At 38.1% G+C, this 25,178-nt stretch carries 15 protein-coding genes and 1 pseudogene; 6 read left to right on the forward strand and 10 right to left on the reverse strand.

Annotated features, from left to right (window positions below; all coding sequences use genetic code 11):
• The first annotated feature begins 6 nt into the window (after positions 1 to 6).
• Genes KO527_RS07700 through KO527_RS07710 form a run of 3 tightly spaced genes read left to right on the forward strand, consistent with a single transcriptional unit; the run spans position 7 to position 5,168 of the window.
• Positions 7 to 3,315: an HsdR family type I site-specific deoxyribonuclease gene (locus tag KO527_RS07700; protein ID WP_216039739.1), complete on the forward strand. Its 3,309-nt coding sequence runs from the start codon at positions 7 to 9 to the stop codon at positions 3,313 to 3,315.
• Between the two features lie 9 nt (positions 3,316 to 3,324).
• On the forward strand, positions 3,325 to 4,107 hold the full coding sequence (locus KO527_RS07705) for a SprT family zinc-dependent metalloprotease (RefSeq protein WP_216039740.1): 783 nt from the start codon (positions 3,325 to 3,327) through the stop codon (positions 4,105 to 4,107).
• Positions 4,108 to 4,145: 38 nt separating this feature from the next.
• Positions 4,146 to 5,168, forward strand: a complete 1,023-nt coding sequence (locus tag KO527_RS07710) for a PIN domain-containing protein (protein WP_216039741.1) — start codon at positions 4,146 to 4,148, stop codon at positions 5,166 to 5,168.
• 149 nt (positions 5,169 to 5,317) lie between these two features.
• Here KO527_RS07710 and KO527_RS07715 read toward each other — a convergent pair whose 3' ends face one another.
• From KO527_RS07715 to KO527_RS07750, 8 genes and pseudogenes are all read right to left on the reverse strand, one after another.
• A complete protein-coding gene (locus KO527_RS07715) occupies positions 5,318 to 6,988 on the reverse strand; it encodes a Zn-dependent hydrolase (protein WP_216039742.1) in 1,671 nt (556 codons plus the stop codon).
• Between the two features lie 253 nt (positions 6,989 to 7,241).
• Positions 7,242 to 8,585, reverse strand: coding sequence for a site-specific integrase (locus tag KO527_RS07720; RefSeq protein WP_216039743.1), 1,344 nt, complete (start codon positions 8,583 to 8,585; stop codon positions 7,242 to 7,244).
• Complete coding sequence (locus KO527_RS07725) at positions 8,582 to 10,771, reverse strand: ATP-dependent RecD-like DNA helicase (protein ID WP_216039744.1); 2,190 nt, start codon at positions 10,769 to 10,771, stop codon at positions 8,582 to 8,584. The genes KO527_RS07720 and KO527_RS07725 overlap by 4 nt, the downstream gene beginning before the upstream one ends.
• Complete coding sequence (locus tag KO527_RS07730) at positions 10,771 to 11,562, reverse strand: hypothetical protein (protein WP_216039745.1); 792 nt, start codon at positions 11,560 to 11,562, stop codon at positions 10,771 to 10,773. Before KO527_RS07730 ends, KO527_RS07725 begins: the two co-directional genes overlap by 1 nt.
• The gene (locus tag KO527_RS07735) at positions 11,555 to 12,532 is read right to left on the reverse strand and encodes an ATP-binding protein (RefSeq protein ID WP_216039746.1); all 978 of its coding nucleotides are present in this window, start codon (positions 12,530 to 12,532) and stop codon (positions 11,555 to 11,557) included. The genes KO527_RS07730 and KO527_RS07735 overlap by 8 nt, the downstream gene beginning before the upstream one ends.
• Positions 12,525 to 14,600 carry a tyrosine-type recombinase/integrase gene (locus KO527_RS07740; RefSeq protein ID WP_216039747.1) on the reverse strand — a complete coding sequence of 692 codons (2,076 nt, stop codon included), beginning with the start codon at positions 14,598 to 14,600 and terminating at the stop codon, positions 12,525 to 12,527. Before KO527_RS07740 ends, KO527_RS07735 begins: the two co-directional genes overlap by 8 nt.
• Positions 14,600 to 16,693, reverse strand: coding sequence for a hypothetical protein (locus KO527_RS07745; RefSeq protein ID WP_216039748.1), 2,094 nt, complete (start codon positions 16,691 to 16,693; stop codon positions 14,600 to 14,602). Before KO527_RS07745 ends, KO527_RS07740 begins: the two co-directional genes overlap by 1 nt.
• A gap of 108 nt (positions 16,694 to 16,801) precedes the next feature.
• A pseudogene (locus KO527_RS07750) lies at positions 16,802 to 17,950 on the reverse strand (Zn-dependent hydrolase); the annotation flags it as partial.
• A gap of 180 nt (positions 17,951 to 18,130) precedes the next feature.
• Between KO527_RS07750 and KO527_RS07755 the strand changes: the two are divergent.
• Entirely contained in the window at positions 18,131 to 18,970 is an 840-nt protein-coding gene (locus KO527_RS07755; protein ID WP_216039750.1) for an HDOD domain-containing protein, read from the forward strand.
• Between the two features lie 45 nt (positions 18,971 to 19,015).
• On the opposite strand, the gene rdgC is transcribed toward KO527_RS07755, so the two are convergent.
• Positions 19,016 to 19,924, reverse strand: a complete 909-nt coding sequence (gene rdgC / locus KO527_RS07760; RefSeq protein ID WP_216039751.1) for a recombination-associated protein RdgC — start codon at positions 19,922 to 19,924, stop codon at positions 19,016 to 19,018.
• Positions 19,925 to 20,162: 238 nt separating this feature from the next.
• Positions 20,163 to 21,926, reverse strand: coding sequence for an ATP-binding protein (locus KO527_RS07765; protein ID WP_216039752.1), 1,764 nt, complete (start codon positions 21,924 to 21,926; stop codon positions 20,163 to 20,165).
• A gap of 207 nt (positions 21,927 to 22,133) precedes the next feature.
• Here KO527_RS07765 and KO527_RS07770 point away from each other — a divergent pair, with 207 nt between their 5' ends.
• Complete coding sequence (locus KO527_RS07770) at positions 22,134 to 22,499, forward strand: response regulator (RefSeq protein WP_216039753.1); 366 nt, start codon at positions 22,134 to 22,136, stop codon at positions 22,497 to 22,499.
• Positions 22,500 to 22,751: 252 nt separating this feature from the next.
• Positions 22,752 to 25,169, forward strand: a complete 2,418-nt coding sequence (gene thrA, locus KO527_RS07775; protein WP_216039754.1) for a bifunctional aspartate kinase/homoserine dehydrogenase I — start codon at positions 22,752 to 22,754, stop codon at positions 25,167 to 25,169.
• Positions 25,170 to 25,178 lie beyond the last annotated feature (9 nt).

Raw genomic sequence — 25,178 nt, forward strand, 5'->3', positions numbered from 1 at the left:
AACAATATGACCTTATCAGTAGCAAATTTTAAAGAAGAATTCAGTTCGAAAATTCCAGCTCTTACGCTGTTAACTAAGCTCGGATACTCGTTTATCCCTCCTAGTGCTTGTGAACAAGTTAGGGGTAATTCAATTACGGGCAAGTCTACAAGCCAAGTAATGCTGCTTCCAGTGATGCGTGAATTCTTAAGCAAACAAACCTTCCCGTTTGCAGGTGAAAATCACCATCTATCTGATGCTGCTATTGACAAAATAATGCATGAACTTAACCCTGCCATGAATGAGGGGTTAAAAAGTGCGAATGAGAAGCTTTATTACGCATTAATGTATGGCGTTGGAGTGACTGAATTTATTGATGGCAAAAAAGCTTCACCAACTATTCAATTGATTGATTGGCAAAACACTTCAAACAACTTCTTCCACTGTACTGAAGAGATGATTGTGAAAAATGCTGAAGGTACGGGTAGCCGCATCCCTGATATTGTGTGTTTTGTAAATGGCTTACCTTGGGTAGTGATTGAGGCTAAACGCCCTGATTCTTCCACTGAAGGCAAATCAACATTAAGTGAAGCAGTATCGCAGCAAATTCGTAATCAAGGGCAAACTGAAGTTCCTCATTTATTTGCTTATAGTCAGTTATTGCTGGCTGTAAATGGTCATGATGGTTTATATGGGACATGTGGCACACCTGAAAAATTCTGGGCTAAATGGAAGGAAGAAGAAATAATTGAAGCTGAGTTTGTTCGATTAAAAAATTCAGGATTAAGCACTGAGCAATTAGATGCTATTTTCGGCCATCGACCAGCAGCTGCAAAAGATGAATATTTGTCGTTATTGGCTGGAGGTGAACTTACAGTAACAGATCAAGATAGATTAATAGTTAGCTTATTACGACCAGACCGTTTATTAGAAATGACACGTTTATATACGCTTTTTGATAAAAAAGCAGGCAAAATAGTTGCCCGATACCAACAAGTATTTGGTATAAAAGCACTTGTTGAACGTATCTCTAGTTATGACGAAACAGGAACCAGACCAGGCGCTCGAAATGGCGGTGTTATTTGGCATACCACCGGAAGTGGTAAATCTTTTACTATGGTATTCCTCTCAAAAGCACTGATATGGCTTCAGGAACTGGCTCAGTGCAGAGTTGTTATTGTAACTGATAGAGTTGACCTAGAAGACCAATTAAGCCGTACATTTGCTTCTGGTGGCGTTTTAACGGCTCGCGATCAAAAAGAAGCGATGGCAACATCGGGTAAGCGTTTAGCGCAGCAGATTGGTAAAGGTAATGAGCGAGTTATTTTTTCAATCATTAATAAATTTGGTTCAGCAATCAAATATGAAGAATGCTTCAACGATAGCCCAAATATTTTAGTATTAGTAGATGAAGGTCACCGTAGTCAAAATGGTGAAAACAATATTCGTATGTTACAAACCTTACCTAAAGCAGCGTTTATTGCATTTACAGGTACTCCACTGCTAAAAGATGATAAAACTGAAAATAAATTCGGTTCTATTATTCACTCTTACACTATGCAACAAGCTGTTGAAGATAAAACCGTGACACCGTTACTTTATGAAGAGCGTATTGCTGATTTAAACGTAAATGACAAAGCCATTGATGCTTGGTTTGACCGGATCACTGAAAAACTTACCGAAAAACAAAAAACTGATTTAAAGAAGAAATTTTCTCAAAAAGGACAGATATACCAAACTGAAGGCAGAATAGAGTTAATATCGCATGATATTTCTGATCATTTTCAAAACTTTAAGAAACAGGGATTGAAAGGTCAGTTAGCATGTGACTCTAAAGCCTCAGCAATACGATACAAGGAAGCTTTAGATAAAATAGGCAAAGTTACATCTGTTGTAGCTATGTCGCCTCCTGATACGCGAGAGGGGCATGAGGTAGTTGATCAAGAAAGCAAAGATATTGTTCAAAATTGGTGGACTAATAATGTTGCTGACACTTATGGACAAGACGAAAAAGCGTATACTAAAGCAATCATCAAAGATTATGGTCGCGATGAAGGCCCTGATATTATGATAGTTGTCGATAAACTTCTGACAGGCTTTGATGAGCCTAAAAACACAGTATTGTATATCGATAAACCTTTAAAAGAACATAGTTTAATTCAAGCTATTGCTCGTGTTAATCGCTTACACAGTAAAAAACAGTTTGGCTACTTAATTGATTATCGAGGTATTTTAAAAGAACTTGATATGACAATTGAAAAATATCAAGAGCTTGCTGAACGAAATCAAAATGGTTTTGATGTTGATGACTTGAAAGGTTTATACAACCGCATGGACACCGAATATAAAAAACTCCCTGGGCTGTATAACGATCTCTGGGCTATTTTTGAAGGTGTTAAAAACAAAAAAGATCATGCCGCTTTACGCCAAGCACTCGCACCAAAAATTGAAGATGTAAAAGGCCAATTGTTAGATAAAAACCTCAAAAAGCGTGACGAATTTTATGCTGCTTTAACCGCCTTTTCTAACTGTATGAAAGTAGCTTTACAGTCAGCAACATTCTTTGATGATAAAAGCTTTGACAACAAACGCGATCACTACAAAGAAACACTTAAAATGTTTGTTAACTTGCGAAAGCAAATTCGTGAAGATGCGAACGAAACGGTAGATTATGACGTCTATGCAGAAGATATTCGCCAGCTTTTAGATAAACATATCGCTGGTATTGAAGTTAAAGAACCGGATGGTGTGTATTTAGTTGATAACTTGGGTAAGGATGTTAAACCTCAAGATTTAACTGATGACGAAGCTCGCAACCAGACAGATAAGATCACAGGCAGGATCACTAAGATGATCGAACAAGACTTGGCTGATGATCCCTATGCGCAAGAGTATTTCTCAAACTTACTTAAAAAAGCCATTGATGAGACTAAGGCAATGTTTGATGCGCCTGTTAAACAATACATGTTATTTGCTGATTTTGAACAGGAGGTTAAAGAGCGCAAAGTTGAAGGTATGCCAAGTGCTTTTACTGGTGATGATGGAAAGCAAAACAAACATGCGCAAGCTTACTTTGGATTGTTTAAACAATTATTTGAAAAAGACGCTCATACAGGTAGTGATATTGATGAAGACAAGTTTGTTAAGTATGCGTTCGATATTGACGAAATTGTTAAAACAGCTGTCGCAGAGTTTTCGATAAACCCTGGTGAAATTGAAAACGCGATAAGCGTTAAATTGTTGCCTATGTTGTTTGCTGATTTAGGCATTGAAAACGCTCAGAAGTTAATTGAAGAAGTCCTTAAAATTACCAGATTAGGCTTGTCTCGTGGATAAATCGTTTTAATGAGTGAAATACAGAAAACAACCCAAGAGCAAGGTGTATTTGCTTACGGCGAAGAAATCATTAACTATGACATTATTCGCCGTATTGTAGATGATAATAGCTCCAAGCCTAAACCTAGAAAAATTGTGATCAAAGTTCATCCAGATCAACGCGTAGTTGCATCAGTACCCCATAATGCAACTTCTGAGGTGATTCAAGAAGCCATGATCAAACGCGCCCGTTGGATATGGGAGAGTATTGTAGAATTTGAATCGCAGCATGAATATGTAATGCCAAGGCAATATGTCAGTGGCGAAACTCAGTTTTACCTTGGCAGACGCTATGTTTTGAAGGTGATAATTGATGGTGAACATGCCTCAAATGTGAAATTGCACCGAGGTAAATTGACTGTCAAATTGAAGCAAGTAAAGGGTGATCGGGTATCTCAAGTTAAAACACTTTTAGATAAGTGGTATACCCGAAAAGCCAATGCAATCTTTCATGATCGGTTACATGAAATGCTTACTAAAGCGACTTGGGTAGAAGGCTTACCTTCATTTCGTATTATGGCTATGAAAAAACAATGGGGAAGTTGCTCTACTAAAGGCAGCTTAATGCTTAATCCACATCTAGTTAAGGCACCTAAAGAGTGCATTGACTATGTTATTCTCCACGAACTTTGCCATATAGCCGAGCACAATCACAGCGACAAGTTCTGGCGCTTGTTAACGCAGGTAATGCCAAACTGGAAAGAAGTCAAAGCTAAGCTCGATGATATGGCGGAGTTGTATTTGAATGAGTAAGCCTAGCTAGCAAAACGATTATGAAATGGAGTTAAAAATTGAATTACTTTTTTATTGATACGTGTATTTGGCTAAATTTAGCTAAAGATCGAAATGCAAATTATATTGTTGCAGCATTAGAAGACCTTCATGAGAGCTGTGATGTTCATTTTGTTGTTCCGCAACTAGTAAAAGATGAGTTTCTTAGAAATAAAGAGCGCGTCGTTAAAAGTGCTCGTCAACGGCTTGATCATGAATTTAAGCAAGTTAAGCATGTAGTTAAAGAGTATGGTACTGCCAATCAAGTAGCAATTTTAACTGAGCTAAATGAGATAAATGCAAAACTTCCAATAATGTCTGATGTGACTGACAGAATAGCTAACAGGTTGATTAGTTTTATGGATAAATGTATTCAGTTTGAAATTACGGATGATATCAAACTTAAAGTAGTACAAAGAGCACTGGATAAAAAAGCGCCGTTTCATAACTCTAAAAACAACTTCGCTGATGCATTATTGATTGAGTCATTTGGTGCTTTTAAGAGAAATATTCAAAGAAATGATGATGATTTAGGAGATAGTAATTTTTATTTTATTTCAGAAAACCACAATGAATTTAGCGCTATAGATAGACGCCGACCACATGAAGATTTTTCTGATATTTTTGATGACTATTCTTATTACTTTCTAGATCTTGTTTCCGCAGTTAATAAGATCGATGACGCTTTATTGGGGGAGTATGAATTTGAGCTAAATTGGGAAGGAGATGAAACTAGATCTCTTTCTGAAATTTTGGACTATATGACAGAGTTTGACAGGAAAATTTGGTACAATCGACATTTGAATTTACTAAATAGAATTAGCTCAGGTGAAATTGAAATAGTACCACCCGAATCAGAAGCTTCAGGCTCTAGAGTCATACACGAAGATGTTCTAGCGCGGGCAAAGTCCTCAGCTAAAATAGTAGAAAAGGAATATTTAGATCTTATTCCAGAAGATGATTTTGAATGGGGAATGATAAATGGCAAGTTATCGGCATTAAGATGGGTACTGGGAGACGAATGGGATATGTTAGATACATAAATCTGTTTACGCATAAATTAGAACCGACGGTCAATATCGACAAATGGCCTGCTGTCAGCTCAGATCCTAGCTTGTACACATGATTAGCTTTATAGGTACAATTAGGATGATCGAAGCCACTGTAAAGGTGGCTTCGATACGAATAGCAACTAAAGTCCTAAGATAGTTTTTCCTTGACTGAAAGTAATATCGACTGGAATATTGGCCTCTGAAAGACGCTCAAGATCTTGAGCAAGATTTTCTTTAATTATGCCGCTAGACTTAACAAGACTATCAACACCTTGATAATCCCCATTCCCTTGCAGTGTTAATATCAATTCAGATAGTGAATCAATAGCTTGGGTCATTTTTTCCATATTGACACTGTATTGTCCATTTTGGTTACGGCTGAACGCTCCATGTTTAGAGAAGTAATTGAATCTAACCATGTTTGCTTTACCATGAGCGCTAGAGGCTCCAAAACGAACAGAACGGAAAATACCAGCCATAAAAGTTACGTAGTAATCCTGTAGCTGACCTTCAGTAATAACACCTTTCTCAAGCAGTTGTCTTACCATGTATAAGCCAAGGATATCTGCTTTACCTTCTTCTAAGGCTGAAGCGTGTTCTTTTAGTGCCTGCCTAACAGTTTCATTGCGGTTTATTACCGACTTAATGCCCAATCCATGTGCAACCTCATGAAACATGGTGTTGGCAAAAAAAGCATTAAAAGTTATATGATTGCGTTGCTCTGGAGTGATCAACTTCTTAGAAATTGGGACTAAAATTTGGTCAAATTTAGCTTTCATAGCATTTTTAAGTTGTAAGCGTCTTGTTCCCTTTTTTAATTGAACCTCTTCATCGTTGGGCAGGTTGATCGCTATGGTTTTACTGCCTGCATTTGAGTGACCAGCGTAGTAAATAACATCGTAAGCATTAAGATCTGCATCAGTACCTGGCACTTCTGCTTTGTATTGATCTTGAACAGGGAGACCTTTTTGTAATTCAGGCAAGTAACTTGCGTATTTAGATAGCTTTTCGCTCCATGTAGTATCTTTTATGAGAACATACGCTTCAAATGCAGCACGGTAGCCGAAAAGTTGATCTTCGTATGTTTCAATTGGGCCAATGACCACCTCGATCGGGTTGGTTTTCATGTCCATCCAAGCAAAATCTGACGCTTGGTAATTATCACTAAGTAATGCATCTGCTCGCATAGATAGATAGTTGGAAAACTCCTTATTATCAGCTAATCGAGATGCTTTTCTTAAAAGAGATGCCGCCCTAGTTAGTTCTTCGGAATAAATTTCTGAATATGGTGTTGTGACTAGATTCCCTTGTTTGTCACGTTCAACCACAGAATAAAGACCTTTTTTATCGGTGAAATTTGAAGCGTCAAACTCTTCTTTTGTCATATCAGAGGGGTAAAACTCAGCACCAGGTCGCTTTTCACCAAAATTGGAAATAAATGATTTATCCCCTGCCAGTCTGTCCCAGGGGCCATAGTTAATTTCTGCAAATGAACGTACCTCAGGCTGTGCAATTGTTGACAAGAATGTTTTTTTGTCTTTATCAAAAGCTTGCTTCCAGAATAAGTCGTCCATGACTTTAGACGCATCAATAAGTATTGCTAGCATTTGTTTTTGATTATCAGAGAACCCGCTTAAGTCAGCCGTCAATTCGAAGGGGGCATATATGTTTAGTCGCGATTTTTCACCAACGTATTCAAACTTCGTCGGTGCGACATTTTTTGTACTAGTTATCTCTGAGCAGGCAGCCATGACTCCCAGCCCTATTAGAGAGATACAGACTTTTGCTAATTTTGCTTTGTTGAAGGACATTTATTACCTCTTTTTATTAAATCTTGAATTAAGCTTGAATTTTTTTAAGAATTTAGTCAGCGATTTTACACCTATAACTCTATGTTAATCGACTTAAGAACAAAACTATGGAGTATTGTTCTTAGGATAACTCAAGCTTTAGGTATTAATGTTAGTTAATTTTCGAAAGGGTATTTTCAGGCACTACCGCGCTACGCTTGGTTCGATTCGTTCCACTCGAAAACAAGTTCCCTCACTTCTCTGCCATCAAAATTTAATACGAACAAGCCTTGTATTCAATACCTCGCATATATTCTTCATGCCTTTTTATTCCCCTTTCCATAGCACCCAATGCAGATGCGTACTCAGGGTTCTTTGCTTTTGACTGCTCCTCAGATATGGTAAGTGTTGCTGGTAACAACTCTGAGATTGCATCCTGAGCTTTTAATCTGTATACGGTTCTAATGTATCTGTAAGTGGTTTCCATATCGGCATGCCCCAACTGCAATTTAAGCCACGAGTGTATATCTGTTGCAATTGCTTCGGTAACCTCTATTCCATTCTCTTTTCCCCATCTGTAAAGCAACTGTGTAGCACCTGTGTGACGCATCGTATGAGTGTGAACACTAAACCCTAATGCTGCCGATGCTCTTTCAAAAGCTTGTTGGAGTAAGCGAATGGAAACAGGCGTTCCATGCTTATTTAGCCAGGTAAAGGAATCTGAGGGGGTAATTCCTTTTTTGTAAGCGTGTAAGGTTTCGCAATAGTTAGTTATGAACAGATCATTGTATTTGTTATAGTGCTCCGATAGATATTCATCGTGAATCATCTGGAGAGTTTCTTTATGAACAATACAGGTGCCAATAGCTCCACCTTTTTTTCGGTATGATAAGCTTTGCCACACCTGTTTCTTATCTTTCATCTCATCGAGTGTTCGCCACATTGGATTGCGTTTATTAACCCCTTTAGGGAATTGCATTACGCCACCGATGCGTAGGAATGTTTGTAGCATGGTTGCAGCCATTACTGCGTATACTGGATCTTCATTCTTGTAGAGGTATTCGTATAACTTCCAAAATTGCCTCATTGAAATAACATCATTTCGATAATCATCCTTGTGTTCGCAATATTCGTCCGGCACAGCTGTTTCGGTTTCAATCGCCGCTTTATGTGTTCTTTTAGTGTGGGATTGGAAATCATTATCTTTGTCTTTCTCAAACATTACCGTTCCCCTTTCAGGGAAGATCATGTTGTGGTCAACAGCCTCCAGTGTTAAAAAATCATAAAACGCTCTCCATGTTGAAACGTAAACTTTTAAGCTGTCACCCTCCCAATCATATTCGTGATACAAACTCTCGATAATCGTTTCCACATCTTTAAACTCTGCTTCCCTATAATCAAGGTCTGATTCCTCGAAAAGGTTTAATAAGAAAACTATGTGATTTGCCTTATTAAGAATGGTTCGATCACTAGCTGGCCTTAAATTACCACCTAGCCGAGAGCGGTTCTCTTTTCTGCATATTAAATAACTTAACAAGTCAGTATGTACCTCCCCGCCTTCACGGTAAGGGATGGGGTATTCTGAACCTTTGCATTGGTGATTTAGTTTAATGGTCATATATTAAAACCTACACTAATTTGCTCAAATCGAAACCCTCGTTTGAGAGCAGTCTTCATAGCCCCAACTTTAGAGATAACGATTACCTTCTTCTTGGCTCGCGTGATAGCGGTGTATAACCAACTTCTTTCTACTAGCTTGGAGTTTTCAACAACTACTATGACAGTATCAAATTCGCTCCCCTGGGCGCTGTGACAAGTGATGGCGTAGGCATGCTGAAGGGTGTAATCACCACGGTACTCATCTTGAACATCTTCCAGCATCAAAGCTTTTACGCCTTCTATATTGAAGTCCACAACCATATCTGCAACATCCCCGTTATTGGCTACTGTCTCTCCGGCAACAATTTTGCCAGTCGAACCATTAACAAGCCCTAGGGATATGCTATTTTTTTTATAAATAACGGAATCGCCAACGCGAAACTGTGGAGTAGCCTTAATCACTTTGGCGCGTTGCATTAGCAATTTATGTAACATGACGTTGCTCTCAGCTGTGGTTTTCTTCCTTGCCGCAACAACGTGAACTTCATTGTTATTACGGCTGTGCTCCAGATATTTTGCTTTGATAATGTCAAAAACATCCTCGTCTTCACCGTACTCAATACACTCAACTTCACCGTTTGATTCAATGATTTCGCCAGCTTTAATTTTCTCCGAGGCATGAACGATGCCGCTTTTGCTTCTGAAATTTTGCTTAAGCTCAACTTTAGCAACTTGTTTTGACTTCATGAGCACATGAAAAATTAGGCCAGGGCCAATAGGTGCGAGTTGCGCCCAGTCACCAATAAACACCAGGCGAACCGACTTGCCTTCAAATGCAACAAGAACTCTATACATCGTTTGGAGATCGACCATTGATGCTTCATCGATATGTAATACAGGGCACTCATATCTATCAAGAAAACTTGGCTCATCAACGATCTTTTGCAGCAAACTTGTTATCGTGTATGCGGCGTCATTTGTTTGTTGAATTAGTCGCTGGGCTGCTTTTCCAGCAAGAGCAACCTGCAAAACTCCGTGGCCGTTTTGTTTAATTAAATCGTTTACACAATACAAAACGCTGGTTTTGCCAGTTCCGGCTCCGCCTGATATTAACGATACCGAGTTCGCCAAGATAGTCTTAACGCCTCGTTGTTGGTCTAGGCTTAAATGATGATCGGATGGGAGCTTGTATGTTGAAATATAGGTATCAGGAACACTGATTGGCGAAACTGTGTCTTGAATTCTTTTAACTAATTGCTCTGAGACATATCTCTCCATAAGTTCAGGCCCAGGTAGCGAATATGCTTGCGTGTATAGATGTTGGTGTGCTGACTCACGTTGCATGTCTTCCGACCATTTGCACAATGCATTTCTTCGCACTCCGGTATCTCTTACAATAATACGTGGAGGTAAGGTGTTTGCTGCATTATTAGCTGCAATTAAAGCTTTTATTGATAGCTCTTCGCCAATAATCTTATCGAGTTTGCTTTTGAATTCTAATGGATGGACTTGTGTGCTCCCTTCCTCCAGTTTTCTGTAGACTGCCTCTTCAACAGCACAAACTAGACGTCGTTCATCGTCTAATTTAATGTTCATGGCCTTTCTGAGTATATCAGCCTCTTTAAATGAGCTAAAAGCCCACAGGCGAAATGGGTCATCGTTGAGCTTTTTGACTGTTTCTTCGTGGTAAAAATCAAATGCACTCTTAGCTGCATTTTTTATTCGCCTGCGGCTTGATGGTGGCGTGTTTTTTAGAACACCATCCATAAATTCAATTAGTTGAGCCTTTCCATTCTGCTTATGCCAATTGCGGCAAATGACCAATGCCAAACCCTGAGAAACGCGCTCGACAGTGCATAGAGTGTCAATGTCTCGCTTCTCTAGCAGCTCTATTAATGTAACTGGGAAAGCTCTAAGAAGCCGCTTTGATATAACTGGGCCAACCCCAGTTCCTGAGGTCATGAAATCAGCCAGCAATTCATTTGTTACAGGAATGTATGTAATGTTGTTCGCATGAAGCTGTTCACCATACGTATCATGAACATTAACACTCCCTTCAACAACTACATGATCTCCTACCGCCACTCGCAAATGTTTATCCTCAAGACGGACACGAGTTTTTTTACCCAAAGACTTCACTGCAAATATTTGTATGTCATCAGACTCAAAATGCACTTTCGTCACTGTACCTGTTTGATGTAGCATTAATGGACTCCTGCTTTTTTTAATGAAGCCACTCCAGAACCGCTTATTAATGCTTTGTCTTTTTGCTCATAGAAAGCTACTTTTTTAAGTAGTTCTTCGTTTTCTTCTGCAAGCCTTTTTTTCTCCTCACGCTCAAAGCTAACTTTCTCTCGAACTTCTTTGAGTTGCTGTCGCAAAGTAGATATGGAACGCGAAGTCATGTTGTTCAATACTTCGTCAAGCGCAGCTTCTGATGAATGATCCAGTGTTTTCACTTTCCCTTCGACTATCTTCACATCTACAGAAGAAAGCATGTTTTTGACGTCTTCATTGCGTGAGAGCATCTCAGGAGTATTCTTGACATCGACTACTGGCAGATCCAAAAAATACGCCCAAATCGCCTTCCTGTATAACTGCCCCTTATTGTTTATCGGCCAGCGGTATGATTTATTACAAAGCCGAAGATCCATAAATTCTAAGAAATCCCTCGCGTTCTCATCACCAATTTCTTTAGTCGTTTTGCTGTCAGTAACAATTACACCTCGTTTCTTAAGCTTTTTTTGACAGCTAACTAGCTCTGGCTTAAATGATTGCCTGACATTAACTGGCTTAATGTCATAGCCAACCGCAGCTGCGATTTTTTTTGTGCAAAGCTTAGACTTTTTATCATCAAGCCAGTCACATGCATCCTGAACGCTGGAGCTGAGTATCTTCTCAATCAATGGCTCCAGCACCATTCGACGAAGTTGGCCGAGTTGCTGCTTTCCTATCGTTCCAGCTTCATACTGGCTGATCAGCTGTGCCTTATCCATATCTAATCACCTTTATTTCGTCAAAACCCTCATACACATCTACTGGCTCAAGAGTTCTTAATTTAGTGAGCAACTCGTCATTATCAAGCCGCTTATCTGCTGAGCGCTTATTGTTTCTTTTTTGCAAGATCTCGAAAGGTACATCGAAAAAAACCGCACACACTTTGATGTCATTTGTATGAATGTATTTGTAAATAACGGTAAACCAGTTTATTCGTTCTGATTTTGTTAGATTGGTTGCATCAATCACAACTGGATGTCTGTCAGAGAAATAGTCAGAAGCTTTACACCAATCACTTTTACCCGCACATGGAGGCCCCACGAGCATGTAGATCCTCTGTGCAAGCGGTCGCTTCAATAGCTCTTCCAACTCATAAACTGACGAACGCCAAGCTAAATTTCTGAGGTTTTTGTCATGGAAACAATACCTTCCGTCAACCAACAAGTGGGTATCTGGTGAAACTATTTTTGCATGAGAAAAAGATGGGCTTTTCGTACTCTGCGGTGATTGTAGGAGGTTGTTATAAGCAACGCCAACCGAGTGGTCAGCAGTATCTTTAATCGTTTGTTTTTGCTTGTGCACCTGGTTCTTAAGTCCCTGCACCTGCTGAAGAACCTCTACATACTGCCTCTGTGCTTCGTCCCTCTCATTCTGCATTGTAGTTTTTTCGGCCTGTGCTCGACCAATTTCAGAATCGGCTTGAATGCTACCTTTATTTTTTTTGAAGTCTTTTTTAAAGCCAGTAATGTCTGCTTTTATCTTGTGGTACTTGGCATTCAACTCTGGTGAATCCAACTTGTCAGTATAGAGATAGGTGTCAGACACATTGGCCCCGTCACAAACCTTTTTTATTGAGCAGGCGCTAATTTTTCCAGTTGCGAGAGCCTGAATCTTAAGCCGCTCAAACACCGCCCGTAGATCTGATATTTTTTCGTCGTGGGTTCTGCTGTCATATTCTTTTTTAGCCAAAATATCCAACCTCCCGATCTTCCTGGTAGATATCTTTTAATATCGGGCCATAAGTTTTCACGAAACCTTTTGCAGTATCGTCCAAGTCAAGATTGTTGTGGCCTACAGCTTCTAAATAAGTTACATAAAAGTCGAATGTTCCCAACAAGTCTTTGCTCCAAGGATGTCCTATCAGGGCATCAGAGCATTCTTTCCCAACACAAAAAGCTGGGTTAGGTAATGTTCCCATTACGTCAGTAATGGCTTTATCAATACTTTTTTCCTTTCTGACTTGGTTGTTTGCGAGTTTGGCGCACGCGGTATCTCTCGTATCTGAACAAGCTCTCATACATATCGCAGCCATTGGCGTAAGCAATGCGTAGATCTGCCCTTCTCTAGCCCTAGTGAGTAGCATCTGTTTGACTCGTTGCTTGAGAGTCGTAAACATTTCCATTTCTGTGAGACTTTTCATTTCGATGCTATCTTCAAGCTGTATCTGTTTCTTGATATGTTCAACCCCCTTAAGGAGTTGGTTACCTTTGTTCCCAGATACTTTTTTATTAATCAGGGCCACAGCCATATCCTCAGCAAGACTCTCTTGTGCTTTACTGATATTTTTGTTTCGTTGCTCAATGATAAGTGGGTTATGAGCTAAATAAGCATCTGGCATTAAAGCGTTGGAATGACCAAAAAGCTTTTTGAGGATTAAAATTGCAGCTTGGCTATTTGAACCAATCCAGCCAGCCAGGGTAGCTCTTACGCAATGAGCTGTTGCTTCGTCATCATCAGGACTTACTGTGTCAAGAGATATGTCGTAGTGTTTGGCGAGACTCTGTAATAGGGTGTTAAATGTTTTGGTATCACGCATTCGACTCTGTGCACCACGTTCAATTGCTATGTCAGATTTGCGTTCTGTTACCAATTTTTTTTGACCTGTGAGTAACCAGTCACAGTCTTGATCAAATTTCGCTAGCTCAAGAAGCTCAACGGCACGGCGCGTTTGTTCAGGTACGGGAAGCACATATCCACGAAGCTTGGTTTTCTTTATATCTACAATCAGGTAGTTGATAAAGTCATGGCGCTTAGATGGTTTGCAGCATCCATTCTTTAATCCTCTCATGTCGGTGTTGCGTAAGCCTGTTGTTAGTAGTATCAGCCAAGATGCAGCACTTTGAATCAGTAGGATAAACTGAGAATACCAACTCGTCGTTACGCAGGGCGTTTTGTATCTATCTGAGAACTCCAGCGGCAGGATCTTCGAAAGCTTATTTTTTAATTTGATGAGGCGAGGGGAGGCTCTATTCAGTCCGTCTTGTCTTTTATTTTCGGTATAGTCATAGTCGCTAAGCTCATCTTTCAATATGTTCAACGCCTTTTTCAGCGTATCAAAGTTTTCATCAACAAATGGTGAAGTTGCTTTTACTATTTGACTGACCACTTCGAACTGTAGAGCTGAATAGGGTTTAGTTTCAGTATTGAACCCTAGTCCGTTCTTAAATTGAACTAGCCATTCTTCTGCACCTAACTTATCTTCAACCCAAGGGCTTGGAAATTTACCATTCAAGAACTCCGCATTAGGGAATGCACTGGCTGGTACGAAATTCATATGGTCGATGAACTCTAGTATGCTTTTTGAAAATGTACCTACTTTGCTCAAGCGATCTGTAATAAGAAAAACAACATCGTCATTGGTTAAGAGCCAAAGATAATTGAATGGTTGGTTTGGCTCCGAGATAAGAACAGACTTTGATTCGCACACTTCAATAAAGAAGTTTAAGAACCCTAGTGCCTTACTGTGAATACCGGAGATGGCTTTTCGTTCATGGGTGATTGCATGATAAGTAACTATTTTGACCAGTAACTTCAACGGGCGGTGGCGTTCTTCTGGCAACTTATTAAACCAGTTAAAATTAGTAGAGAGCCGCTCTCCTGTCAACCAGACGTCATCACTAAAACTTGACACATCGGATATGGCAGACATGTCGCAATGCTTGTAATGCTCCTCTAGCGCTCTTACGCACTCCCACTGCTTGTATCCGAGTTCACGTTGCGATTCATCATGATTAACGACACTTAGTTCAAATTCCATTATATAGCTCCGCTTTGGATAATAGGAGGCAGTAGAGGCGTATTGTCTGCCATCGCCTGATTAGCAACTTGATAAGCTTCCTCGACTACTGTTTCACCACGCGAATGCTTGAGTCGAAAAGTGGCAATCGTATCCATAGCAATTTGTCTCCGGTCTTCAAGGGTAGCCGCGAAGTCCTCTGGACTCTCAATTCGTTTTTCTTCTAATTGAAGCAATCGATAACAAATTGCTGGTAGATGATTCGAGTAGACTTCACTCCGCTCACATCCAAGGCACATATCATATCGGTTGCACTGCCTTGCAATGGGGAGTCCGTGAGTAGGATTGGCTGGATCGTTGCATTCGCATAAAAAGACTCTCTTATTGCTGGCCTTTTTCTCATGGTCTTCACAAACACTGCCTTGAAAGGCTAGCGCTTTTTCAAGTAGGTCGCTTGTTAGTGCCACGATAGCAGTATTTAGTGCTGTGTTTCCAATACCTGATTTCATAATGTAACTAAATAAGGTTGTGTCAAAACGATTATGATTTAAAGCATCTTTTAGTTTCACAACTAACTCATCAGCATTTTTAACCTCACCAATCAATTTCAACAGTTTGTGTCCTGCAAACGTTTTTCTGAATTTGTTTGGTGAAAGGGATTTTAGTCGTTCTCCATCCTCATCAAATATCGGGTATGCCTCACAAAAAAGCTCTAATTCATTGTTGAGGTCATTAGTGTTGAAAATATACTTTCTATCTGGGGCACGCGTTTCATCAAACATTTTAAGATAGCGATATAGAGGGCTGTTAACCGTGATGGTTACCGGAATAGACTTGTACGCACCTTTCCCTTTATGTTTTTCGCCATAGATGACAATTTGCCTATCACGGATGGCTGAATCTTCTGTAATTCCGAGTTCAACATCAAAGTTTTCGTACCACGGTACACCATTAATTGTTCTTTGGAGACTTAGTACAACTTCTTTATTAATACCAGAAGATATCAGAGTGTATATAATTGTCGTTGTTTGATGATGGTTACTGGTCAGGGTGTAAAACGGAACATAGTTCCGTTTTACACCCTGAATGTTCGACCTGGGCCACATGCCATTTGCCAAGTAAGTTAAAAACTCAGGCAGTAAACTCTTGCCATAGGTTTTTGCAAATGTTTTACTTTCAGCTACTCGTCGCAGGTTTTGTAAATAATTAGCGCCATTAGATATTGAACGATGCTTACGACCATTTATTTTTTCATCCTGAACTGCCAGAAATATGTTGTTCAGTAATATCTCGTGACCTTCATCTCCACTATTGAATAAGCCCATCAATCTTTCGCTATCCGTATTGATAGAGCCGAGTGGGAAGTAATTTTCACCGAGATTTTCTGATGTCATTTCGTTGAGTCGGTAAAATCGGTCTTCGATTTTTTCAAAATCGAAACAGAGAAATGCCAAAACCTGAAACATTATTGAGTCGGAGTAATCATCTTCTCCTACCAATTTATCAAAATCAGGAAGTTCTTCTACTTTAATTTCATTATGCACATTATGAAAAATCCACAGCCTGTCCAGATTTAGACTTTTTCCATGTGGGTGTTGTTTTACGAGCGCTTGTAGAGTGTCTTTGTGCCGCTTCCCCGCTGTGGTATCGTCGAATCCATTTACCCAACCAGAAAAATGTATCTGAATTAAGTCGGTAAACAGAGCTGGTGGATTATCTAGGGTAGAAAGGTATGTGAAGAAAAGGTGTATTGTAGATGAGGCATTGCTAAAAAAGCTATTGCTCAATTCTTTGTTGGCATATTTTTTAATCAAAATTCTTGCAAACGTTTTTGCGATATCTTCGCCGACTAAAGGAATTCCGTCTGTAACTATATGGAAGCAGGATCTGCCGTAGAACTTTTTACCGAGACGATAAAACTTTTTATCAGGATTGTCTTCATCCTCAATTTCAGATTTATCCAACGGAAGTTCAAAAAAGTATCGTTGTTTGTTTAAAGGGGTATCAACGTATCGAGTGTAGGAGGGGAGGTTAGTTTTGTCAGAGATCGGGATTTCAGTTACCCCCCGTGTTCTCTTGAGATCGATTTTGATTTTTTTTCTTTTCTTTGCCATACCCGCTCCATAAGTAAGTGAAAATAAATAATCGCTCTTTCAGTATATGCGAGGCAAAAAAAAGTTCAAGAATTAAATGTAAGCCGTTTTGGAAGTTTTCGCCTTTTGAGCAACTTCATGGAACATGGTATTAGCAAAAAAGGCATTAAAAGTAATGTTGTTACGTTGTTCTGGCACGATCAGTTGATGTGCAATTGGCACTAGAATTTTATCAAACTTTGCCTGCATCGCATTCTTAAGTTGTAAGCGACGAGTACCTTTTTTAAGTTGCACTTCTTCATCATTTGGTAAGTTGATAGCAATTGTTTTACTACCGGCATTAGAGTGACCAGCGTAATAAATCACATCATATGCATTTAAATCGGCATCAGAGCCCGGCACTTCTTGTTTATACTTTTGCTCTACGGGTAAGTCTTTTTGTAATTCGGGTAAATAAGCTGCGTACTTAGCAAGCTTTTCACTCCAGGCTAAATCTTTAACTAATACATAAGATTCAAAAGCAGCACGATAACCAAATAATTGATCTTCGTAATTTTCGATTGGGCCAATAACTACATCAACTGGGTTATTTTTCATATCCATCCAAGCAAAATCGGACGCTTGATAATCATCTGTTAATAAGGCTTTTGCTCTAAGATTTAAGTAATCAGCAAACTCTTTATCATCTGCAAGTTTTGATGCTTGTTTTAATAACTCTGACGCCTTAGTTAGTTGCTTTTTGTACGCTTTTGAATAAGGGATAGAATATAAAGCGCCTTTTGCATCACGACGAACAACAGAATATAAACCTTGTTTATCTGTTATTTGTGCTTTATTTAATTCTTCTTTGGTAATATCTGCAGGATAAAACTGCGCACCTAAAGGTTTTTCTTCATATCCCGTTAAAAATGCTTTATCGCCATCTAAGCGATCCCAAGGACCATAGTTTACATCAGCATATTTCTTTACTTTATCATCAGAAATCTTAGCTAAAAAGTCTGATTTTTTTTCACCAAAAGATTGTTGCCAAAAAAGGTCGTCCATAATTTTGGAAGCATCGATCAATTTAACAAGCATTTGTTTTTGATTGTCAGAAAGTGTTGATAAATCTGCTGTTAAAGCGACAGTTGTATAGATATCTAATCTATCCTGAGAGCTTGAAACTAACTCAGTTGAAACCTTTGGAGTTTCTGCTGGTGCATTTTGAGTTTTATCACATGCACTAAGTAGTGTTGCGCTTGCAAGTATGAGTGCTAAGCTAATTTTGTTAAATTTCATTTTTAGTTCGCTTGTTATTTTATAAGGCTCTTAGAGTAATGGTGAACACAAAGCCTGTAAAGTTACTAAATTAAAAAAACATTTAAATTTTTCTTAACTTTATCGTGAACTTAGTCAATACTTGAGATAGATAATAAAAATTATATTCCCAAGTGTGGGATAGCAAAAGGAAATGGGTTTATGTCAACTGAGAATGCATTACTTACGATCTTAATTGAAAAAATTAATAACGATACACTTGTATTACCGACTTTGCCTGAAATTGCTGTTAAGGTCAGGGAGTCTGCTGATGACCCTGATGTTAACTTGATGGAAATGGCAGATGTTATCGGTCAGGATCCAGCTCTCGCTGCAAGAATGATTAAAATATCAAACAGTGCCTTTTTAGGAAGGACAGTTAAAGTATCAACATTAAATCAGGCTGTTACACGAATTGGTTTAAGGCAAATAAAGAATATTGCAACCGCAATGGCAATGGAGCAACTGTTTGTATCTCAAAATGATTTAGTAAAAAATTATTTAGATAAATCTTGGCAAAAAACCTTAGAAGTTGCTTCTAGTGCGATTGCTTTACTTCAAATTTATGTGAAAAATAATAAACATACTTCACTAAACTTAGATACCATCACTTTAGCTGCGCTTGTTTATAATATTGGCGTTTTACCTATTTTAACTGAAGCAGAGCGTCATCCAGAAGTTTTTGCCAACCCTGCATTTTTAGCTTTAGCAATTAAAAAACTTGCCGGTAAAATCGGCGGTTCAATTATGCGAGCTTGGGGCTTTACTGATGATTTTGTTGAAGTTGCTGAAAGTTGGTCAAACCCTAATTATCGCCCGAGTAACGCGTGTTATGTAGACTTTATCCGTATTGGTGCGATAAAAGAAGGCGTGTTGAAAGTCAGTAATAAAGATGAAATGTTAGGCTCTTATGTCGAAAAGGGCATTATCCCTTCAATAGAGATGTTACAAGAAGATGATTACTTAAATATTCGTAACGATGTCAAATCAGCATTTTCTTAATCGAAATAAATAAGTAAAAAGGTGACAATTGTCACCTTTTTATATCTATTCTTCTTCAGCGTCGCCTAAACTAGATAATAGATCTTCAAGCATTAACTTTAATTCTTCACTTGCTAGCATAAAGTCAGCGTCAAGTTTTACCAGCATATCCTCTTTTGGAATATCGGCATTTTCGTCTTTTAATACTTCAGAGTAACTAATACGTTTAATGCTGCCGTCTTCAACTAACATAAATTTGATGCGTTCATTCCAATCTAAAGCGAGTTTAGTTACTTGCTTGCCATTCTCAAGGTGATTTTGAACTTCATCAGATGATAAGTCATGTTGTTTTAATTTAACTTGAGCACCATTTTCATCAGGTTCTTGCAAATCAGCGTCTAAGCCAATTTCAAAGCCTGCAGGTGGTGCCATTTTGCTTAACCAATCAGTTAAAAATAAACCTAAATCGAAATTCACAAATGCAGGTACAACAGGAAGGCTACCTAGAGATTTACGTAATAACGCAAGTAATTCTTCAGCTTTATTAAAGCTACCTGAGTTTACAACTAACCAGCCTTTTTCTAAGTCAATAAATGCAAATTGTAGGCTAGACTTTTTAAATGCTTGAGGTAGTAAACTATGTAATAAGTTTTCTTTGATTTCGTCTTTTTCTTTTTTCTTAACAGGACGGTTTTCTTCAGCTTCTATTTGCTCTACTTTTTCTGCAACTAGCTCATTTACAACCGCTGCTGGTAGCACTTTTTCTTCACGCTTTGCACATACTAAGATAGATTTTTGTGAGAAGTGAGACAGCATTTGACCATGCTTACCAAGTGCTTTAGTCCAACCAAAAGTACTTAAATCTTGGCTGCCACATGGGCGAAAAATATCTTGCTCTAATGCTTTTTCGAATTCTTCTTGTTGGTATGAAATGTCTTGCTTAAATTTGTAACAAATCAGGTTACTAAACCACATATATATATTCCTAATATTTAATACCAATTGGATAAGTTAAGCCACTTAACTATATTAAGCTGAATTCACATTCTGTGGCTTGGATATTCGCCATAATAACAAGTTTATTTAAGACAAAGAAAGAGAATAAATTGATGAAGCAGGAATTAGTTTGAAAAATAAACTAATTAAACAAAGTTAATTATTAACGGGCTTAAATCATGGATAGATTTAAGCCTTGATGATTAAGTTGTTCACATTACTCAGTGAAAATACTCATAGGAGTAGGCATGTTTTTTGGAAATGAAATATCATAAGTTAAACCTTCACCTAAGTTAGAACTTACCTCAATATCACCTGATAGGGTTTGTTTTACTAAGTTAAAAACAATATGTGTACCTAATCCGCTACCACCTTGATCACGCTTAGTTGTAAAGAATGGGTCGAATAGTTTAGAGAGTTGAGATGATTCAACACCTTTGCCATTGTCTTTAAATTTAATTTTCACTAAGTCATTATCTTCGGTAATGGTTATATTAATTTCACCTAAAGTGACACCTTCTAATCCATGAATAATTGAATTCATTATTAGATTTGTAAATATTTGGCTTATCGCACCTGCAGGCAAGTTTAAAATTAAATCCTCAGGGCAATCGAGATTTATTTTATGTTGGGTTGTTTTAAGTTTTGGATGCAATGAACGTATAATTTCTTTTAAATAATCTTTGATATTTATCGTTCTTACGGCTTCACTAGCTTGATCTACAGCGATTTGTTTAAAACTAGCAACAAGTTCAGAAGCACGCTGTAAGTTTGTTGTCAGTAGTCCAGTACTTTGCATTGCATCATTAATAAAGTCCTCAAGCGCTTTAGGGGAGAGCGTTTTTTCTTTATATGCAGTTTCTATTTGTATGAGGCGTTCTTGTAAAAAAGAGGTCGCAGTAACACCTATACCTACGGGTGTATTTATATCATGAGTAATACCTGCAACTAAACCACCTAATGCTGCCATTTTCTCAGAACTAACTAAGCGCTCTTGTGCTTGGTTTAATTCATCAATATAACGCTGTAATTCATTATGCTTGGTTCTTAATTCTTGTTCTGTATCTTTTCGTAATTCAATTTCTTCGGTTAGAGTAATTTTCTGTTTTTCCAATTCGTACTTTTGTTGCTGCAAGTCCATCATGGCTTGACTTAATGTTGAGGTTTTTCTGGCTACTTCTTGCTCTAATACTAGATTTTGTTGGTCGAGTTTTTCATTACTTTCCAATAATTTTTTTTGCGTTGATTCTAACTGCGCTTTATAGTCCGTAATTTTGTCTATCATATTATTGAATGATAGTTCCATTATTTTAAGTTCGTTATGTTCTCTGGTATGGATTTCAAGTTTTCGGCCTTCTAAATCATCTAATTCTAAGTCTTCGATTTGTTGTGTTAAATCGGTCAGAGGTTCAGTTAATAAACGCCTAAAGGCTAATAAGAATAAAATAATGAGGAAGGTGGTTTTTATAAAGGCATTACCGATCAAAAAGTATATTGATATCATGATACGGCTTAAAACAACTTCTCGACTGGAGAATAAAGTGACATCACCAACCTGCGTTGCACGACCAGAAAATTCAAAGATAAGTGGGAAAGTGTAACCAAACAGTCCAGATGGCGCATCTTCAATAAGTGATGAATGCTGAACTAGCTGTTCACTGTATAGCTCTACAATATCTAAAGAACGACCAAGTTGTGAAATCACTTCACCACTATCGTCTCTGACGATGATGCCTTCAATTGATGGTATCGCTAATAAACCTTCTGCGATTGTTACTGTTTGTTGTGTATTTAACTCCCAAATAGCGCGAGTTAAACTACCGGAAAAGGTTTTTTGCAGAGTTGTTAATTCATCACGGATAAAGTCTTTTGCATTATAATATTCAGCAAAAACTTGGCCACATGTCACAATAAATGTCAGTAAAAAATATACTGACAATACATTTGTTAATAATTTTTTTGAAAGGCTTTTTTGTAACATGAATTAACTGAAATTCCTTTAATTAGTTTTACAAAGCGCTATATAAACATAGCAAAAATAAATAAAAATTGCTGCTTTATCAAATATTTTTATAGTTTATATCAAAACCATGAAATATCTAGTTCAATCAATGAAACATGTGTGAGACTATTACGGCACTTTATTTCGCTTTAATAGTGCTGTTTTAAAGGCAAATGTAAAAATAACATGATATTTCCAGTTCTAGTATGTGATGATTCTATGGTCGCCCGTAAGCAAGTGATCCGTATTCTCAAAGACAATGATATATTTCACTTTATGCAAGCAAGTAATGGGCAAGAAGCATTAGACATTTTACGCAATCAAGAAGTAGGCTTATTATGTTTAGACTTAACGATGCCTATTATTGATGGTGTAGGTGTACTTGAAACCATTAAATCTGAAAAAATAGAATGTTTCACCGTTGTTATTTCCGCAGATATTCAACCTGAAATGAAGCAAAGAGTAAAAGCGCTTGGCGCTTTAAACTTCATTGAAAAACCAGTCTCTAAAGATGAATTAATTTCAACTTTGCATAAATTTGGCATCAAGTAAGCTTCCTTAGATCTAAAATAGATAAATTATTCTTATTTTTACATTGACATAACAACCTAAGTTCAGGCAGTCTAGACGTATGAACGCTATAAATTTTGTATTGACCTCAATTATTATTACAACCAACATCCTTTCAGGATAGTGGCATAGGTCTGTACACATAGAAAAAAGGCCTGTGCTCCCCAAGAGCTCAGGCCTTTTTTGTTTTTAGCCTTTTAATTTTTGAATTTATAGAACGGGGAATGGGGAATAATGAGAGTATTAAAATTTGGTGGGTCATCTTTAGCCAATTATGAATGTTTAAGTAAAGTGGCAAGCTTAGTTAAATCACAGCTTAAATCAGAGATGTTATTAGTATTATCTGCGCCAGGAGGCATGACTGATAGTTTAGTTGAACTGGCTGAGTTAGCTCAAGACAGTCAACCATTTGAAACTCAATGGACTGCACTTGTTGAGCGCAGCGATAATCTTAAACAAGAAGTTGAACAAGCAGGTTTTGAAATATTAAACTGGCCTGATTTTTCACAATTACAACAAAAGCTATCAGGTGTTGCATTGTTAGGTTTATGTCCAGATGCGGTAAAAGCTTTTGTGATCAGCTTTGGCGAGCGTATCAGTGTCGCTTTAATGCAAGCATTATTAGTTGAGTTTAAACCGACTTATTTAGATGCAACTCAATGTATCTCATCTCAAGGCGGTTATTTAGATGCCGTAGCAAGTGTTTCAGCATCTAAAGAAGGTTTTAAACTGCAAATGTCTCAGGCACCAAGCAAAGTTTATATTATGCCTGGTTTTACTGCGAGCAATGATAAAGGTGAGTTAACAACGCTTGGTCGCAATGGCTCTGATTACTCAGCAGCAATTGCTGCTGCCAGTGTAGAAGCCGATGTTTGTCAAATATGGACAGATGTAGATGGCGTTTACAGTGCCGACCCAAGATTTATCACTAAAGCTGTAAAAATAGATAATCTTTCATATAAAGAAGCGATGGAGTTATCTTATTTCGGTGCAAAAGTATTACACCCTAAAACAATTCTTCCTTGTGCGAAAGCGTCTGTTCCTTGTGAAATAAAAAATACCCATAACCCAGATGCACCTGGCTCTTTGATAAGTGACGTTGCCGGTGATGATAAAACGGTTAAGGCATTATCGAGTTTAGAAGATTTAGCGATGCTGACTGTTTCAGGCCCTGGCATGAAAGGCAAAGTCGGCATGGCATCGCGTGTATTTGATGCCTTAGCAAAAGATGATGTATCAATTGTTCTTATCACACAATCATCTTGTGAATTCAGTATTAGTTTTTGTGTTCATGAAGAAGACTTACAGCTTGCATTAAATGCGTTAGAGCAAGCACTTGAACTTGAATCGAAAGCGGCATTAATTGAACCGATTCAAGTTAGAAAAGACTTAGCAATTGTCACGCTTGTTGGTGACAACATGAAAGCGCACAAAGGTTTAGCTGCTAAGTTCTTTGGTTCTCTATCTCAAGCACAAGTAAATATCGTCGCTATTGCACAAGATTCTACAGAAAGTGCCATTTCAGCTGTGATTGATGGCGAATTATGCAATGATGCAGTTAAAGTATGTCACGAAAACTTTTTCACTCATATACCTTCAATTGACGTATTCCTATTAGGTTGTGGTTTAGTAGGTGCAGAGCTAGTTAAGCAGTTAGAAAAACAACAAGCTTGGTTAGAAAAGAGAAATATTAAACTTAATCTTTATGGCGTAGCAAACTCTAGAAAATTACTACTAGACAAAGAAGGTGTTAGCTTTACTAATTGGCAAGGGCAGTTGGCTGACTCTGAACAGTCTTTTGATATCGCAACATTAGAAAAGTTTGTTAAGCAAAATCATTTGATCAACCCTGTAATTGTAGATTGTAGCTCTTCATCTGTATTAGCAGATCAATATTTATCTTACTTTGAAGCTGGCTTCCATGTTGTTGCCGCTAATAAAAAGGCCAATACAAGTTCTCAAGCTTATTACCACGAGTTAACAGCATCAAGTTTGAAGAATAATCGTAAATTTTTGTATGAAACAAACGTTGGTGCAGGTCTACCTGTATTAGATAACTTACAATTATTGTTTGGCGCAGGTGATGAATTAATTAGCTTTAGCGGCATACTTTCGGGTTCATTATCTTACATGTTTGGTTTGTTGGAAGATGGTTTAACACTTTCACAAGCAACTCAAAAAGCAAAAGACAGTGGCTTTACTGAACCTGATCCGCGTGATGATTTATCGGGTACTGATGTCGCACGTAAGTTATTAATTGTTGCTCGTGAATCAGGATTAGAGCTTGAGTTATCAGATATCGAAGTTGAATCAGTTGTGCCTGAAGGCTTTTGTGAAGAGTGCTCTGTAGAAGAGTTTATGACAGAGCTGCCAAAATTAGATGGGCAATTTAACGATAAAGTTAAGGCTGCGGCATCTGAAGGTAAAGTTTTACGCTATGTTGGTACAATTAAAGATGGTCACTGTAAAGTGGGTATTGAAGCGGTAACGAAGGAACATGCACTAAACGATATCCGTGATGGCGAAAATGCATTAGCAATTTTAAGCCAATACTACCAACCAAAACCATTTGTTATTCGTGGTTATGGTGCAGGTGCTGAAGTAACTGCAGCAGGTGTATTTGCTGATATATTAAAAACGCTATCACGTTAGGAGTTCATC

Source organism: Pseudoalteromonas sp. C2R02 (assembly GCF_018860845.1).
GTDB lineage: Bacteria > Pseudomonadota > Gammaproteobacteria > Enterobacterales > Alteromonadaceae > Pseudoalteromonas.

Excerpts from the sequence above, each read along its gene's own strand:
- KO527_RS07700 (WP_216039739.1), top strand. The coding sequence starts at position 7 with ATGACCTTATCAGTAGCAAATTTTAAAGAAGAATTCAGTTCGAAAATT.
- KO527_RS07705 (WP_216039740.1), top strand. The coding sequence starts at position 3,325 with ATGAGTGAAATACAGAAAACAACCCAAGAGCAAGGTGTATTTGCTTAC.
- KO527_RS07715 (WP_216039742.1), bottom strand. The coding sequence starts at position 6,988 with ATGTCCTTCAACAAAGCAAAATTAGCAAAAGTCTGTATCTCTCTAATA.
- KO527_RS07720 (WP_216039743.1), bottom strand. The coding sequence starts at position 8,585 with ATGACCATTAAACTAAATCACCAATGCAAAGGTTCAGAATACCCCATC.
- KO527_RS07725 (WP_216039744.1), bottom strand. The coding sequence starts at position 10,771 with ATGCTACATCAAACAGGTACAGTGACGAAAGTGCATTTTGAGTCTGAT.
- KO527_RS07730 (WP_216039745.1), bottom strand. The coding sequence starts at position 11,562 with ATGGATAAGGCACAGCTGATCAGCCAGTATGAAGCTGGAACGATAGGA.
- KO527_RS07740 (WP_216039747.1), bottom strand. The coding sequence starts at position 14,600 with ATGGAATTTGAACTAAGTGTCGTTAATCATGATGAATCGCAACGTGAA.
- KO527_RS07745 (WP_216039748.1), bottom strand. The coding sequence starts at position 16,693 with ATGGCAAAGAAAAGAAAAAAAATCAAAATCGATCTCAAGAGAACACGG.
- KO527_RS07755 (WP_216039750.1), top strand. The coding sequence starts at position 18,131 with ATGTCAACTGAGAATGCATTACTTACGATCTTAATTGAAAAAATTAAT.
- rdgC (WP_216039751.1), bottom strand. The coding sequence starts at position 19,924 with ATGTGGTTTAGTAACCTGATTTGTTACAAATTTAAGCAAGACATTTCA.
- KO527_RS07765 (WP_216039752.1), bottom strand. The coding sequence starts at position 21,926 with ATGTTACAAAAAAGCCTTTCAAAAAAATTATTAACAAATGTATTGTCA.
- KO527_RS07770 (WP_216039753.1), top strand. The coding sequence starts at position 22,134 with ATGATATTTCCAGTTCTAGTATGTGATGATTCTATGGTCGCCCGTAAG.
- thrA (WP_216039754.1), top strand. The coding sequence starts at position 22,752 with ATGAGAGTATTAAAATTTGGTGGGTCATCTTTAGCCAATTATGAATGT.